At 48.3% G+C, this 16,772-nt stretch carries 10 protein-coding genes; 4 read left to right on the top strand and 6 right to left on the bottom strand.

The features are described 5' to 3' along the window. Positions 1–138 precede the first annotated feature (138 nt). Positions 139–4,269 carry an EAL domain-containing protein gene (locus QUA71_RS00365; RefSeq protein ID WP_333280821.1) on the bottom strand — a complete coding sequence of 1,377 codons (4,131 nt, stop codon included), beginning with the start codon at positions 4,267–4,269 and terminating at the stop codon, positions 139–141. Between the two features lie 174 nt (positions 4,270–4,443). Further along, positions 4,444–4,689 (bottom strand): hypothetical protein, encoded by a 246-nt coding sequence (locus QUA71_RS00360; protein ID WP_333280818.1) that lies wholly within the window; start codon positions 4,687–4,689, stop codon positions 4,444–4,446. A 153-nt stretch (positions 4,690–4,842) separates the two neighbouring features. Here QUA71_RS00360 and acnB point away from each other — a divergent pair, with 153 nt between their 5' ends. From acnB to QUA71_RS00340, 4 genes are all read left to right on the top strand, one after another. Further along, a complete protein-coding gene (acnB, locus tag QUA71_RS00355) occupies positions 4,843–7,458 on the top strand; it encodes a bifunctional aconitate hydratase 2/2-methylisocitrate dehydratase (RefSeq protein WP_333280815.1) in 2,616 nt (871 codons plus the stop codon). Between the two features lie 70 nt (positions 7,459–7,528). Then, positions 7,529–7,942 (top strand): hypothetical protein, encoded by a 414-nt coding sequence (locus tag QUA71_RS00350; RefSeq protein ID WP_333280812.1) that lies wholly within the window; start codon positions 7,529–7,531, stop codon positions 7,940–7,942. Positions 7,943–7,977: 35 nt separating this feature from the next. Further along, positions 7,978–8,391, top strand: coding sequence for a nucleic acid-binding protein (locus QUA71_RS00345; protein ID WP_333280810.1), 414 nt, complete (start codon positions 7,978–7,980; stop codon positions 8,389–8,391). Between the two features lie 85 nt (positions 8,392–8,476). Further along, positions 8,477–8,857 carry a cupin domain-containing protein gene (locus QUA71_RS00340; RefSeq protein WP_333165736.1) on the top strand — a complete coding sequence of 127 codons (381 nt, stop codon included), beginning with the start codon at positions 8,477–8,479 and terminating at the stop codon, positions 8,855–8,857. A gap of 272 nt (positions 8,858–9,129) precedes the next feature. On the opposite strand, the gene QUA71_RS00335 is transcribed toward QUA71_RS00340, so the two are convergent. From QUA71_RS00335 to QUA71_RS00320, 4 genes are all read right to left on the bottom strand, one after another. Further along, positions 9,130–9,789, bottom strand: a complete 660-nt coding sequence (locus QUA71_RS00335) for a pentapeptide repeat-containing protein (RefSeq protein ID WP_333280807.1) — start codon at positions 9,787–9,789, stop codon at positions 9,130–9,132. A 161-nt stretch (positions 9,790–9,950) separates the two neighbouring features. After that, positions 9,951–11,600, bottom strand: a complete 1,650-nt coding sequence (locus QUA71_RS00330) for an ABC transporter substrate-binding protein (RefSeq protein WP_333280804.1) — start codon at positions 11,598–11,600, stop codon at positions 9,951–9,953. Positions 11,601–11,765: 165 nt separating this feature from the next. Further along, a complete protein-coding gene (locus QUA71_RS00325; RefSeq protein WP_333280801.1) occupies positions 11,766–16,598 on the bottom strand; it encodes a PAS domain S-box protein in 4,833 nt (1,610 codons plus the stop codon). Then, on the bottom strand, positions 16,595–16,771 hold the full coding sequence (locus tag QUA71_RS00320; protein ID WP_333280798.1) for a hypothetical protein: 177 nt from the start codon (positions 16,769–16,771) through the stop codon (positions 16,595–16,597). The genes QUA71_RS00325 and QUA71_RS00320 overlap by 4 nt, the downstream gene beginning before the upstream one ends. Position 16,772 lies beyond the last annotated feature (1 nt).

Here is a 16,772-nt window from a genome sequence, read left to right as displayed (position 1 = left end):
GCTAACAGATTTGATATCATCACCGAAAATCTAATTTTGATGCACCATTTATTCCCTGGTGCATCTGTTTTGAGATTGTGAGTTTGTAGCAAAAATGTCTTCACGGGGTGACGCACTATTTACCAATCTGTACCTCACTCAGTCCATAATTGCTCTATTACCGAGATCTATCAGCATTTCGGTCACGGTGGAACTGTCCAAAGGTTTAGAAAACCAATATCCCTGAGCTAATTCGCAGTCGAGTTCTCGAAGCTGTGCTAACTGTTCGCCTGTCTCTACACCTTCGGCGATCGCATTCAATCCCAAGTTGTGAGCCAAAGTTACGATCGCCCGCACAATCTGCAAAGGCTGACCCCCGTCGTCACCATTTTCGCCAGCCCCCAAGCGGCTCACAAAAGATCGATCGATCTTCAGTGTATCCAGCGGAAAACGGTGCAAGTAACTCAAAGACGAATAGCCAGTACCGAAATCGTCGATCGACAATCGAATATTTCTAGCTTTTAATTCGGCTAGCACAATATTGGCTTTCTTCACATTTTCCACGATCGCGCTTTCAGTAATCTCCAATTTTAAACAGCTCGGATTGCAGCCCGTTTCTGCTAAAATTTCATCTATTTCCTCAATTAAATTCGGCATACCTAACTGTTTAGGAGAGAGATTGACGCTCATTGTTAATTGCGAAGGAGCAATAATTGGTAATTTAAAATTCGGAATTGGTACCTGGGAAGTTGTACTGAACGTAGCCGAAGTATTGGTAATTGGGAATTGGGAATTGGTAATAGATGAGTGGAAATCGGTAATCGGGAATTGGTAACTGGGAAGTGGTAATTTTTTACCGATTCTTTCTTCCCTGTGACCAATACTGGGGCTAACCTCAGTAAAAGTTCCGTGTTCCTCATTCCCTGTATGTGTTACATCAGTTAAATCCCCTACATTGCCCGTTGCCATCTTCCCTGTTGTTACCCTGACCGAAGTCGAAGCGCCTTCTTCCTTTTTGTTACCCTGAGCGACTTGCCCTGAGTGAAGCCAAAGGGAGTCGAAGGGCCTTATTCCGACTTCCATTGGACTTCTTCTCTCTTGCTCCGTTAACATTTCTTGCCAAATCCGCAATTGCTGACAAGCTTCCCGCAACACCCAGGCTCCCAGAGGCACGATCAAACCTGTTTCTTCAGCTACAGGGATAAAAGTAGACGGCGGAACTAGACCGCGAACTGGGTGGTGCCAGCGCACTAAGGCCTCAAAACCTTCGAGCGCACCGCTGGCGATCGAAACAATCGGTTGGTAGTGCACAATAAAGTGCGAACATTGATCCTTGCTCTGTCCTAATTCCTCCTTCCCCAAAATAGCCAACCGCAGGTCAGTTTCTAACTGCAACAGCGACATAGTTTGGTCGTGCATCGCCAAATTAAAGACTTCGTGGCGGGCCTTACCCAAAGCTTTAGCGCGGTACATAGCGATGTCAGCATCGCGTAGGAATTCTTCCGGGTGAGTGTACGAATTTGATTCGCCACTGGCGGTGGCGTCGCCTCGACTGAAAACAATGCCAATGCTAGCGGTGGTAAATACTTCGTGCCCTTCAAGATGAAACGGCTTCGTCAGTTCTGTTTGTATCTTTTTAGCTGCGAGGGTGGCGTCGCTGAGGCTCTGAATGTGGTCTAGCAGGATGGTGAATTCGTCTCCCCCCAGCCGGGCGACAGTATCAGAAACCCGGACGCAGTTTTGCAGTCGCTGCGCGAGGGCAATTAGCAGTTTGTCTCCTAAAACGTGTCCTAAAGAATCATTAACTACTTTGAAGCGGTCTAAATCTAGGAAAAGTAAACCAAATTTGTAATCGGGGGACTGATGGGATCGGCGGATGGCTTGTCCTAGCCTGTCTAGGAACAAAAGGCGGTTGGGCAAACCTGTCAGCGCATCGTGAAAAGCGCCGTGCAGCAGTTCCCGTTCTACTCGCTTGCGCTCGGTGACATCTCGGATAATAATCTGGGCGGCGGTCAAGCCTTGATAAGTAGCGGGGATGCCGGCAACTTCAACGTCTATTATTTGTCCATCGAACCGAATCAGTTTTTGTTCGGCAAGGTCGAGCGGCTGATTTTCTGTCTCGACTAGCCGAATGCGCTCTCTGGCTGTTTCCACATAGTTTGGATGAACGAAATGCAATACCGGAAAGCCGATTAGCGCCTCGGGAGAACTCGCACCGAGGAGTTTAGCGCCGGCAGCATTGATGTAGGCGATTTTCCCTTGGCTGTGAACTGCGATCGCTTCGGGAGATAGTTCTACTAAACGGCGATAGCGTTCTTCACTTTCTTTGAGAGATACTATCAACTCGCATCGCTCTTTTTCAGCTTGCTGGCGTTCGACTTCCATTTGGTGAACCGCCAGAATTTTGCCAATACTTTGAGCCATCAGTTCTATAATTTCTATCTCCTCGTACTGAAACTTTTTTTTCTTTATTTCTCTAGAGCTAAAACTCAAAGTGCCGTAAGTTTTGTTATTAACAAATATCGGCGTCCCGATGTAAGATTCCGAGGGGCATTTTTGATAAGCTGGATGTTGGCGCATCTCAGGCTCTGCTCCTATATGAGAATACGCAACTGTTTTGTTAAGTTGAATGACGGCAGCGCAGTAAGTATCGCTGAGGTTCAATTCACAGCCTCGCACTAAGTATTCTAAATCAGTTTTCGCTGCTCGTACAATAAAAGTCTCGCGGTCAACTTCAGCCATGATGCCCCTAGAAAGTCCAAACATCAAACAGCCTGCTGTTAGATAATCGTCAACCAGTTCTTCAAAGTTTTGATAATGATAAGTTGTAATCCGGTGCAAGTGTTTGAGATTAGCGCTAAAAGTTGCTAAAGCTTGAGAATTTAAAAATAATTCTTCTTCCGAGCGCTGGCGGTCGGTAATGTCTGTTTGTACTCCAATAAAGTGGGTTAAGTGTCGCCGCGAGTTGTAAACCGGAGCGATCGACAGTTCGTGCCAAAAAGGCGTGCCGTCTTTCCGAAAGTTGCGTAATATAACTTGAGATTCTCTGCCTTCTTCAATCGCAGTTCGCAATTGTTTGGCAGCGGGGCTGTCAGTGTCTGTGCCCTGCAAAAATCGGCAATTTTTGCCGATTAACTCGTCTCTGCGATAACCAGTAATCCGCTCAAAACTGGGATTGACATAAATAATCGGATTATCTGCAACGGTTGCGTCGGTGATTGCAATGCCGTTGCTGCAACTTTCGATCGCCCGTTCCATCATTTGTAAGCGCTCTTGCGATAGAATGCGCTCGATCGCCGCAGCTAACAAGTTGGCGATGGCTTCTACAAAATAAACGTCATCTTGGCTGAAAACCCGCCTTTGGCTGGTATGAACCCCCAAAATGCCCCAGGCCTGCGAGGAGGAACTGTTCGTTGGTTCTGCTTGTCCCCAGTTGCTTCCCAGTTTTCGATTGCCGGGAATAATTACAGTAACGCCGCTGACAGCCCGGTGGTTGTGCAGTAGCGGCAACTCGCTAAAGCGCGTTTCCACCCGCAAATCTTCGACGATAGTGGGTTCGCCCACTAGCAATGTGTAACCTGCTTGCGAGCGGGCAGAAGCGGCAACAGTAGCGCTGCCGACGAGGCCCTGCTGCCAGCCAACCCCCGCTCGCAGCAGAAAAGCATGACCGGAGGGCAACAGTTCTAACAACTGGCAATAATCAACGTCGAGGGTTTGAGCAATTAAAACCGCAGCTTTGTCCATCAGTGCAGACAAATCTGTTTCGGCCAGGGCCTGCTGCCCCAAGTAAGCGACGGCCGCTTGCTGGCGGGCCCGCGAGTGGATTGACGTGAGCAATTCCTGCTCCTTCGCGGCCGCTCGTTTCCGAGCGGTAATGTCGCTGAACACCGACAGAACAGCTTTCCCCGACACCAATGTCAGATACCGCATCGATACACTTGCCCAAAACAGCGTGCCGTCAGCTTTTTTAAGCCGGACTTCTGTCTCGCAGACGTGTTCGTTGCGGGCGAGCCGCAACAGCAATTCCTGGCGATCTGCAGGTTTGTGGTAGAGTATTTCGGCTTTTTGGCCGTCGATCGACTTGAAGGCTGTGAACCCGAAAGCCTGACGGCATAAATCGTTACTATAAAGAATTGTGCTGTCCGCCAGACTGCTGACGATCAGTGGCATTGGCATCGAGTGGGCGATCGTCAGCAGTAATTCTTTGGTTCCTTGCAGCTCTTTGTACAAGTCTGGCTTAGAGGCCCAGCCGTGACAGTTTTCAGACTTTTCAGGGATAAAACTTTCCATTGTTTAATCGATCCATTAGCAGGACAACTTTTTTAAACTTGTGGTAAATGACGATTTCCGATGCAGAGCATTGGTAACAACTGAAAAACTTAATTTCATTTGTCAATCAGTAAGATTACTCAAAAAAACTGCTTTTCTAGGAGTAGAAAATTCGCGATTTGGGAGTGGGTGAGCCTAAATATGGCACTCGGCATGATTCCTCGATCGCGCCAATCTGAGTTTTGTACCCACAATCCGAGTAAATTCTGAGCATAATTGCTCACTGACAAATGCTTCCCTAGCTTTAGCTGTTAGGGATGGATGCAGAGGACGAGCGATCGTAGCCCACAACACATTAATCTTAACCACAACAATGCAACTGACGGCCTCTACACTGCTCGGCTGGAGTGCGATCTCGTACACTCGGAATGGAGAACACATCTATCTTTGGTATGACAATCTACTGTTTTTAAAGTTGCGTTAAGTTTTTATAAGAGCGAGGTACTTTACTCAATGTGCAGCGGAAGCTCCTAATCTAAAAAGTAAAGTCACCTGCTTGCCAACCACCGAATATTATCCGAGGAGAGAGGAGAAATGCTTGAATCTTACCGCCGTACCGCGGCCGTTCGGGCCGCTTTGGGAATTCCACCGCTGCCGCTGGACGCCCAGCAAACGTCGGAACTGTGTGAACTGCTGAAAAATCCGCCGGCTGGAGAAGAAGAAACCTTAATAGAATTATTGCGCGATCGCGTCCCGCCCGGAGTAGACAGCGCCGCCTACGTCAAAGCTGGTTTTCTAACTGGCATTGCTAAAGGTGAAATCCACAGCCCCCTAATTGCTCCCAAATGGGCCGTTTACCTGCTGGGGACAATGATGGGCGGTTACAACGTCCAATCTTTAATCGATTTGCTCAACCCCACTGCCGAGGTCGCCATTCCCGCCACCGCAGCCCGGGCACTGAGCAAAACGTTGTTAGTATTCGACGCTTTCCACGACGTTATAGCTTTGTCGGATACAAATCCCTACGCCAAGCAGGTAGTCGATTCTTGGGCGGATGCCGAGTGGTTTACGGGTCGTCCTGTGTTGCCAGAAGCGATTACCGTTACAGTCTTCAAAGTTCCTGGAGAAACGAATACTGACGACTTGTCGCCAGCACCTCATGCTACCACGCGGCCCGATATTCCCCTGCACGCTTTGGCGATGCTGGAAAGTAAGATGCCTGGGGGTTTGCAAACCATTGCAGAATTGAAGCAAAAAGGCCATCCGGTAGCCTATGTTGGTGATGTTGTCGGTACCGGTTCGTCGCGGAAATCAGCGATTAATTCCGTGCTGTGGCACATTGGCAATGATATTCCGTTTGTGCCCAACAAGCGCAGTGGCGGTTATATTCTGGGAAGTGCGATCGCCCCGATTTTCTTCAATACCGCTGAAGATTCCGGTGCATTGCCGATCGAATGTGATGTCTCCCAAATGGAAACAGGAATGGTAATTACCATCCATCCCTACAAAGGCGAAATCACTAACGAAGCCGGAGAAATTATCTCCACCTTCACTCTCAAACCCGACACAATTCTAGACGAAGTTCGCGCCGGTGGTCGAATTCCGCTATTAATTGGACGCACTTTAACCGACAAAACCCGCGCAGCTTTAGGACTAGAACCTAGCACTATTTTTACCCGCCCTACAATCCCAGTAGATACGGGCAAAGGCTTCACTTTAGCACAAAAAATGGTAGGCAAAGCTTGCGGTTTGTCCGGCGTTCGTCCCGGTACATCTTGCGAACCAGCCATGACAACAGTCGGCTCGCAAGATACCACCGGGCCGATGACTCGGGACGAATTGAAAGAACTTGCTTGTTTGGGATTTAGCGCCGATTTGGTAATTCAAAGTTTCTGCCACACCGCCGCTTATCCGAAACCAGTTGATGTCAAAACTCACCATGAATTACCCGATTTCATTTCACAGCGGGGCGGCATAGCTTTGCGCCCCGGAGACGGCATTATTCACTCCTGGCTGAATCGAATGTTATTGCCGGATACAGTGGGAACCGGCGGCGATTCTCACACTCGTTTTCCTTTGGGAATTTCCTTTCCTGCGGGTTCGGGATTGGTGGCCTTTGCTGCTGCCTTGGGCGTCATGCCTTTGGATATGCCGGAATCGGTTTTAGTGCGGTTTAAAGGTGAATTGCAGCCGGGAGTAACGCTCAGGGATGTTGTGAATGCCATTCCCTATGTAGCAATTCAAAAAGGTTTGCTAACCGTCGAGAAACAGAACAAGAAAAACATCTTTTCTGGGCGAATTATGGAGATTGAAGGTTTGCCGAATTTGAAGGTGGAGCAGGCTTTTGAATTGACCGATGCGACGGCAGAGCGTTCTTGCGCTGGATGCACGATTAAACTGAGCGTGGAGACTGTTTCCGAGTACATTCGTTCCAATGTCGCGCTGCTGAAAAACATGGTGGCGCGGGGCTATCAAGATGCGCGGACGATGATGCGCCGGGTAGCGAAGATGGAGGAATGGCTGGCAAATCCGGTACTGTTGGAGGCTGATGCTGACGCGGAATACGTTGAAATCATCGAAATCGATTTGAACGAGATTAAAGAGCCAATTGTGGCTGCCCCCAATGACCCGGATAATGTTAAGTTGTTGAGTGAGGTTGCGGGCGATCGGGTTGACGAAGTATTTGTCGGTTCTTGCATGACAAATATCGGTCACTACCGCGCCACTGCGAAGGTGTTGGAAGGTGCAGGGGAAGTGAAAACTCGCCTGTGGATTTGTCCGCCCACTCGCATGGACGAACAGCAACTCAAAGAAGAAGGTTTCTACAGCATTTTTGGAGCCGCTGGAGCTCGCACAGAAATGCCCGGTTGCAGTCTTTGTATGGGCAATCAAGCGCGGGTTAAAGATGCGACAACGGTTTTTTCCACTTCTACTCGCAACTTTAACAACCGCATGGGCAAAGATGCACAAGTTTATCTCGGTTCGGCGGAATTGGCGGCCGTTTGTTCGCTGTTAGGTCGCATTCCTACAGTCGAAGAATACAACGACATTGTGTCGAAGAGAATCGATCCTTTTGCTGGCGATTTGTATCGATATTTGAATTTCGATCAAATTGCTGGTTTTGAGGATGAAGGGCGAGTGATTGCTTTGGAAGATATGCCTCGAATTGAGGATATTTTGGGGATTCCCGATGGTGTGTTGAGCAAGTAAAAAGTGTGGCGGGCTATGGCCCGCCTTCTGTTTATAATATGAGTAAATGAGAGAAAGGAAAAAAGTAATTATGTCAGAACACGTTTTAAGCAGCGAAAGCCAAGGGACAGTAAAATCCGCGCCCGAAGCTCCTATGGTTGAAGACAAAGAAAGCGATCGCCCCTTAAGCCAGCCCATCGCCGAATTTCTGCGCGTAATTCAGCAAACTCCCAGAGAATATTGGCCGAATTTACTTCAGATGATGCGCTTATTTCTGGAAACGGTGACAGTAAAGCCAGTCTTGTCCGAGCAGACCCAAATATCTGAGCAAATAGACATTACTAAACTGTCACTGGAGGAACGGATACAAAGAAATCAAGGTGCAATTGAATTATTGCGATCGTGGCGAGAAGATGATGATGAACAAGAGCAAAAAGAAACTGCGGAATATCTAGAACAAGTCATCAATGAAGATCGGATGTCTAATCGACCCTTGTTTCAATGAGCAGAATAATTATTTTGGATTCTGGCCCATTAGGGATGGTAACAAACCCTCAAGCCAAACCTCCTTATTTGGAATGCCAACTTTGGCTAGACTCCTTACTACAAAATGGCGAAATGGTACTCCTGCCTGAAATTGCTGACTATGAGGTGCGGCGAGAATTGATTCGAGCGGGAAAAGATAGAGGTATCAGAAAACTTGACCTATTCAAGAAAGTCCTTACATACCGTCATTTGACTACAGAAGTAATGCTTTTAGCAGCTCAGTTGTGGGCTGATTCGAGAAGGAGAGGAAGACCAACCGCAGAAGCCAATGCACTTGACGGAGATGTGATTTTGGCGGCTCAACCAATATTGGAGGCCAGTGAAGGCAATGAGGTGTTAATTGCGACAACAAATGTGGGGCATTTGTCGCAATTTGTTGATGCTCGCGAGTGGCGACTAATTCAGTAATCTTTAAATCGATCGCACTTACCTAATCCCTGCTATACTTTCAACTACAGATATTTTTGCAGACACCGTTAGCGAGATAAACAGCATGGTGGAAACAGTGGACACAATCGAAAAAATTGACGATCGCACACAAACCCGCTACTGGGGTCAAGTGACAGTCATAGATGCGGGCGATCGTTATAAGATCAATCGCATTGAAGTCAAGCCGGGGCATCACATCAGCACCCAAATGCACTATCACCGCAGCGAACACTGGGTTGTCGTCTCCGGTACCGCTAAAGTTATCTGCGACGACAAAGAGACGATTCTCATGCAGAAACAGTCAACCTATGTTCCCATGAATACTGCTCACCGCGTAGAAAATCCAGGCGTTATTCCCCTGGTGATGATTGAAATCCAAAATGGTGAATACCTCGGCGATGATGACATTATCCGCTTCGCCCAAGATAGTCACGAGGAAGATTGATCCTAGATCGAAATATGAAGCAATCCCAGACGCCAGGGAAAAGCTTCGCACACCGAACAATGATCGAAAGCATCCAGGATACAAGCCCCCGGATTAATACGTGGGGTCAATGCTTCAATCTAAAATCTAAAATCTAAAATCGATTGACCTACGCAGCGATCGGAAACAAGATAAATCCTACAATTAAAACTGTAGGGGCAATTTCAGAATTGCCCCTACGTTATTATATTAAGTTTTGTAAGCAGAATTTGATATAGCAATTGGCGATCGTCCTACGGCAAAGAAGCGTTTTTCAAATCTACATTTGCCATATTGGCATTCTTTAAATTAGCACCTGTCAAGTCCGAACCGTTCAAATTTGCACCATTCAAATTTGCATTGGTCAAATTTGCATCCCGCAAGTTGACTCCCTGTACCTCCATTCCCGACAAACTGCCACCTCTGAGGCTAACATTCGCTAAATTCGCTACAGACTGGCGAGCATTTCTCAGGTTTGCACCCGCCAAATTGGCGCTTTCTAAATTAGCGCCGATTAAATTAGCGCTGGTGAGGTTGGTATTTTTCAAACTCGCAATCACTAAACCCGCCATACTTAGATTAGCACGGCTCAAATCCGCACCCTCCAAATTAGCCCCGTGCATTTTAGCCGCAATTAAACTCGCACCTTGCAATTTAGCTTGTTTCAGATTGGCTTCGTTCAGTTTGGCTTCGTCCAAATTTGCACCGTTCAAATTTGCACCTCTGAGATTCGCACCGCTCAAATCTGCCCCGCTCAGATTAATACCAGCAAGTTGCGCTCCCGTCAAGTCACATTGGCTACATTTTTTAGTTTCTAATAGTTGCTTGACGTGGGATACGTTTTCTGCCTTTACTCCCGAGGCCCAGCCCATCGCAATCAGCAGCCCTGTTGTTGTTAAAATTCCAAGTTTCATATACCCACCCTCAGCAAAATCTCTCTTTTAATAATATCCCACATTATTAAAGAGGTTAGGGTGATCAGTCTCTTTGAGAAACTGTGACAATCATCACCCTGTTGTGTACAAAATATGCAATAATTATTGACGTTTCAACTCCCCCAAATTATTGTAACGAATTATTGCTTCTTCAGGAACCAAAAAGGAAAAGATTGCGTCGGTTCGAGACGAACCCCAGCGATGGTGTTCTGAGCAAATGTATAGTCCTTATCCTGCCAAAGAGGGATGAAAGGTACATCTTTACCCAGTATGTCTTGAATTTCGGCAAATATGCCTTTGCGGGTTTCAGGGTTTGTTTCTTTGCGCTGCTGGTCGATCAGTTGATTTACCCGATCGCTATAATAAAACGAACCCTGACTTTGACTTGCACCCTTGGAGCAGCCCCCAGCCTCCGAACCTGTGGCACAATCTAAAAACGGCTGAATGTAATTGTCAGCGTCAAAAAAGTCGGCGGACCAATCCACTAAAACCGCAGGATAAATTCCCTTCTCTATGTTTTGAAACAAAGTCGGAGATTCAACGCTGTTAATTTCTACCTGCATTATCCCGTCCATTTTGAGTTTAGTTTGCGCCTCGATCGTACTGGCGACTAAAGCTCTTTTTCTGGAAGCCGAAGCATACCAAATTGGCAGAACAAAAGGATTTGTAGCCGAGTATCCCGCTTTCGTTAAAAGTTCCTTGGCTTTTGCCGTGTTGGCGTCGCCGTACAGTTCTTTGAAAACTGGTTTTTGAACGTCCAAGGTTGTGGGAATCAGACTGTAAAGCGGTTGTGCTTGTCCCTGCAGTACGCGCTCGTTAATCAGGGGGCGATCCATCACTGATGCGATCGCTTGTCTCACTTCTAACTTATCCAGCGGTTTAGACTGCATATTCAGCGTCATGTAATTAACCGTACTGCTTTCCCCCGCGATTTCCTGCCATTTCCCTTTTTTTGCTCCTTCGTCCAAGCTGCGAACTTGGTCTGCATCCAGAGACAAATAAGCCACATCGACTGCACCAGTCTGAAAAGTATTGAACAAATTTGACGAACTAGAAAGCAGCAAAATGTCAATTCCTTGATTAACCGGCTTTTCCCCCCAATACTTGTCAAACACGTCAAACTTGAGAGAATCGCTGCCGTACTTCGCCAGCTTGTAACGTCCAGTTCCCACAAAGGTATCGGGTTTAAATTTACCCTGCCCAATCTCGTAAGCTTTTGGAGAAACGGCACACATACCGGAAAATGTCAACAGGGAAGGAAAAGCAGCAAAAGGCTTTTTGAGTTGAAAAGTTAATTCGTATTCGCCCGTCGCTTTCACCGATTCCACTGCATCGCTTAACAACAAAGCCGGACTGCCGCCATTTTGGATAAACCGCTGCAAGGAAAATTCCATTGCTGCGGCGTTAAACGGTGTGTCGTCGTGAAAAATAACTCCTTGACGCAAGGGGATTGTATATGTCAATCCGTCTTGGCTAACTTTTGGCATTGCTGTGGCTAAGTGGGGGATTAACTTTGTAGTTCCCGACTCGTAGGTGTAGAGAGTGTCGCCCAAATTTCGCAGCAATTGTCCTGATAAGGTTTCGTAACCGTCCGCAGGGTCGATCGTCCGCAATTTCAAGGTTGTGCCAATAGTAACGCGGTTATTAGCATTTTCGCCGCTCGCAGTCACCGATCTACGTGGCCCCTGTCCGCAACTTGCAGTTAAAAAGCAGCATAGAAAGAACAGAGCTATTGCTTTAATCACTGAAGGTTTTATACGTATTCTAGGCTGCTGCTTGTTAATTCCCATCGTCTTTTTTTGACACTCCAAATTATTGATTATATTATCAGGACTTACGCACTGTTAGACTAGAAACCGGATTTATTTGTAGATTCTCGTGCAATACAAATATCGCTGCCTAACCACAGCAACTTAAAAGCTTGGTGATGTTCGATCGGTTTGAGCTCCTTGGGTTCAATTTTTATAGCTGGCTGGGTCATGAGTGTTCTTGCTAAGAAGTGCGACGATCGTCTTAATTAATTCATCCGGTGCGATCGGCTTTGCCAGATGTCGGTGGAATCCAGCTTGCAAAGCTTGCTGTTTATTAAACTCGCCCGCATAGGCAGTCAGGGCGATCGCGGGAATCAGCCCACCCCGTTCTGGCGGCAGGGCTCGCACTTGCCGCAACAGCATATAGCCATCCATCCCCGGCATTCCAATGTCGCTCAACAGGACATCGGGCTGGACATTAGTCAACGCTGTGATGGCTTCTTGAGGGACAGCAACAGTCAGTACCTCTGCACCTGCATCTTCTAGCAAAAAGGAAATCAAGTCTCGCATATCCGGCTCATCATCTACAACCAGTATCCGCATCCCGGATAACGGTTCATCCGCAGTCGATCGTTCCGAAAGTCCTGCAAGAGAGTTTTCTTGTCCCTTTACCTTCCCTGATAGGGGCAGTCTTACGGTAAAGGTAGCTCCTAGCCCTTCACCCGGGCTATCTGCGACAACGGTGCCGCCGTGCAGTTCGACTAGATGGCGCACGATCGCCAGCCCCAATCCCAAGCCACCAAAATTGCGGGTTGTGGCGCCATCTTTTTGCCGGAAGTAGTCAAACACGTAGGGTAAAAACTCGCGCGCGATGCCAATCCCTGTATCCGCCACCGTAATTTGAGCGTGATTGCCAACACGAGTCAAATTCACCTCAACGCGCCCTCCGGCTGAGGTGAATTTGACCGCATTAGAAACAAGATTCCAAACAATCTGCTGCAAACGGCCCGAATCCCCCAAAATCTGTCCCACCTGAGGATCTAACACAGTCCGAATATCAATGGATTTGGCAACTGAAGCCAAATTGACGGTTTCGATCGCCGATTCCACCGTTAAAGCTAAATCGACTGGACGCATATTAAGACTGAGCTTGCCTTGAAGAATTTTCGAGACATCGAGCAAATCTTCAATCAGTTCACTTTGCAGCCTGGCGTTGCGTTCGATCGTCGCTAACGCCTGTGCAGTTTTCGCCGCATCCAGCTTGCCAGTTTGCAGCAGCTTTGACCAGCCCAGGATGGGATTGAGGGGCGATCGCAATTCATGGGATAGTACCGCTAAAAACTCATCCTTGATCCGATTTGCCTGTTTTAGCTGTTCCGCTTGCTGCTGGAGTGAATCGTTCAGGCTTGCCCGTTCCAGAGCGATCGCGATTTGGTCACAGGTCGATCGCAGCAGCTCGATTTCTGCAGGCGTGAAGTGCGTCCGAGTCCGACTGGCAAATGAGAGCGTTCCTAATAACCGCCCTTGAGCGATTAACGGTTGACCCGCGTAAGCCGTGATGCCCATTTCAAAGAGGGCTTTAGCATTTGGATGAGTGGAAATTTGGGCTTGATTCAAGATTAGTTGCTGCTGCGTTTGGGCAACGACTCCACAGAGATATTCACCTAATTCGATCCATGCGATCGCCTGCACCCTTTCTTCAGAGAGGCCGTCGTAGTTTCTCAAATGCAGCATCAGGCGGTTGTCTTTTTCTTCCACCATGAAGTTGTAGTAACAGTGCAGATCGAGTTGCACTGAAAGTTTGCGGAATAGCGCGTGCATCAAAGCCAGAGGCTGTTCTGTCTTCAACAGATCGCGGGTAGTTTCATAAAGCAATTGCAGCCGCTCACTTGCTTGCCGTTGTGCGGTCTTGTCCTGCATGATTTTGACAAATCCCTGCGGACAATCGGCTTCATTAAGCAGGGGCATCATCAATCCACTGGCCCAAAAGCGATTCCCATCTTTGCGGACGTGCCAGCGTTCGTCTTCGGCCCGTCCTTGCAGTAGAGCCGTTTGCCTCTCGCACTCGGCTTGTCCTTGTTCGTTATCTTCGGGCGTGAAGATCATCCGAATCGAGCAACCAATTGCTTCTGTCTCGGTATAGCCCAACAACCTTTCTGCCCCTGAGTTCCAACTGGCAATGATGCCGTTAAGGTCGAGGGTGAAGATGGCATAATCTTTGGCGCTTTCAAAGATCAGACGGAGGCGGGATTCACTCTGGCGCAGGGATTCCTCAGCTTGTTTGTGGTCTTCAATATCAACACAAGAGCCTATGTAGCCCAAGAACTCACCTTCCCATCCGTACCGAGGAACAGCTTCATCCATAATCCAACGGTATATGCCATCAAAGCGTTTCAAACGATATTCCATCTTGAACGGTTGACGGGCATCAAAGGCAGTCACATAGGTGTGTAAACACCGATCGAGGTCGTCGGGGTGGACTCCTTGTGTCCAACCATTGTCCCTTTCTTGTTCGATCGTCCGTCCCGTAAAGTTTAGCCACGGGAGGTTGAAGTAATAACAGAGTTTATCGGTGCCAGCCATCCAAATCTGCACAGGGGCAGCATCTGCCATCAGCCGGAACCTTTCCTCACTCTCCCGTAGTGTGGCTTCGGCTTGTTTGCGATCGGTGATATCGTTGACCAGTGCTACAAACCCTTCAACTTTTCCCTGGCTATTGAAGCGGGGAACATAGGTTGCATTGACATAACGGGTTACACCATTTTTGTAGGGAATTTGGGTTTCAAAGGTCACTTCCTCTCCTGCCAAGACTTGCTCAACATAAGGACGAATCCCTTCATAGGCAGTTTCGCCTAAAACCTCTCGGAGGTGCTTGCCAAAGATTTCCGCTGCCGGATGTCCAAACCATTCTTCATATGCTCGATTGTTGAAGCGGTAGCATTGGTCTGAGTCTACAAAGGTGATCAAGGCAGGCACGGCATTGGTAACTAAACGAAGTTCTGCTTCTCGTTGTTGCAATACCTCCTCGGCAAGTTTTCGATCGGTAACATTTCGGAAATAAATGGTAATCCCGTTCGCGGCAGGGTAGGTGCGAACGTCATACCACCGATCGTGGTCGGGATAAAACGCCGTGACTGATAAAGCCACGCGCTCGTTGGCCACGCGCCGATAAACCCGCTCAAACTCGCTACCATCGAATCCGGGAAATTCTTCCCACAAACTCTTCCCAATCAGATCGCCCGAAGTGCGGTCTAGCAGAAGTTCCGCTGACCGATTCACGTAAGTGAAACGCCAATTCTCATCCAGGGAAAAGAATCCATCATCAATGCTTTCCAGAATGTTCCGACTCTGCTCTTCGCTTTGACGCAACGCTTCTTCGGCTTGTTTGCGATCGCTGATGTCGATCAATACGCCCCGCGTCGAAATTATGATTCCCTCAGCGTTGTAGGCGCAATCGCCCTTTGCCAAAATCCAACGAACGGTGCCATCTGCCCACAGCGTCCGATATTCTATTTCAGTATGCGCTTGATTCGCTTTTAGCTCAGTGAGTACGGTGTGAACGAATGGGCGATCGTCGTGATGCACGGCTTCTAAAAACACCTGCACCGACATTGCCTTATCCACGGGTAAACCAAACATCGCTTTGGCTCTATCCGTACAACTCAGCGTGTCTGTTTCTATATCCCAATACCACAAACCCAAATTTCCGCCTTCGGAAGCCAGTCGGAGCTGTTCTTCGCTCTCACGCAACGCCTGGAACGATCGATCGCGCTCGAAGGCGATGCTGGCAACTTGCGTGCCGAACTCGGCGAGTTTATATTCCCAATCCGTCGGCCTCCGCGTCTCGCTAAAGCAAAGCATCAGCGACCCCATAGCTACATTGTCCTGCCCGATCACGGGCTGAGAATGACACCCTAGAATGCCATGAGCCACGCATAAATTTCGCCATGCTTGCGACCAGCGATCGTCGTTGGCAATGTCGGCGCAGGTCACGGGCTGACCGCAATACACTGCTTCGCCGCAGGTTCCAATGCACAAATCGTTAATCGGAGCATCCTTGAGTCCTTCACCAAAAGACGGTGGAAAGTCTGGACTAATGGAAGCGTTAAACGTCAGTCGCCGATCGTCGGCTAGCAGGAAGCAGGCGCGGGTACCCGGATTTAGCCTGGATACTGAGCCACACACGGCTGCCAGACAGTCGTCTAGTGGCTGTCCGAATGCGATCGACTCCAGCAGTCGTTTCTGCTCGATTAGGATGAGTTCCGCCTGTTTGCGATCGGTGATGTCAGCAAGCAAAACGGTCAGTCCACTGGGCGAAGGGTAAATTCGATGGTCGTGCCAACCATTCCAAGGAGAGTAGAGATAATCAAACTGGAGCGGCTTTTGTTCGCGCATTGCCCGATGAAACTGCACATAAGCATCGGTGTCAACGGCAGCGGGAAATAGCTCCCAAACGTTCTGACCCAGAATCGCTGACCGCGGCATTCCAACCATTTCACAGTAGCGATCGTTGGCATAGGTGTAGCGCCAATCGCGATCGAGGATGTAAAACCCATCGTTGATGCTAGAAAGTACCGTTTCTAGCTGTTCTTTTGCCTCAGTCACCGCAGCTTGTGCTGCTTCGCCCTGCATCTGTTGTTCTAGTTCCATTGCCTGCTGTAAATTTTGCAAGGCTGCTTTCGTGTTTTTTATAGCAGTGCGCCAGGATAGATTGAGTGAAGCGATCAATCCTGCCGCGATCGAAAACATACCCAACCGAACTATTGTCTGTAGATTAGCGCTCTGTAACGAATAGAACGGCTCAATAAAAAAATAGTTGATTGCCAGCGTGGATAAAATTGTTGCCAGCAATCCGGCCCCGAAACTGCCATACCAGGTACTCACTATCACCGCGATGAAAAACAGGGGCGTCGTGGTTGGGTAGATCCACGGTAAAAGCGATCTCGTTAGCCCCAGTGCCAGAGCCACAGAGAGGGTCGCCACACCATAGGGAAATAGTCGAACTCTGAAAATGCTGTTGATTCCCTCTAAACTCACCCTTTGTACTCCTTATCCGAAAAATATCTTGCTCGGAGCGCCTTAATGTATTCGCGAAGCGTTGCATCTGGCGAATTACCTAACTCATCCAGCAAGATGTAAATTTGCTTGAGTGTCCAGCGAGAACGGGTAGCGTGTCCGTTTTCCCAACGATTAATCGTGGGAATGGTCATC

Source organism: Microcoleus sp. MON1_C5, assembly GCF_036701875.1.
Lineage (GTDB): Bacteria > Cyanobacteriota > Cyanobacteriia > Cyanobacteriales > Microcoleaceae > Microcoleus.
Note: the sequence above shows the minus strand (reverse complement) of the source record. Positions and strands in the feature narration are given on the sequence as shown.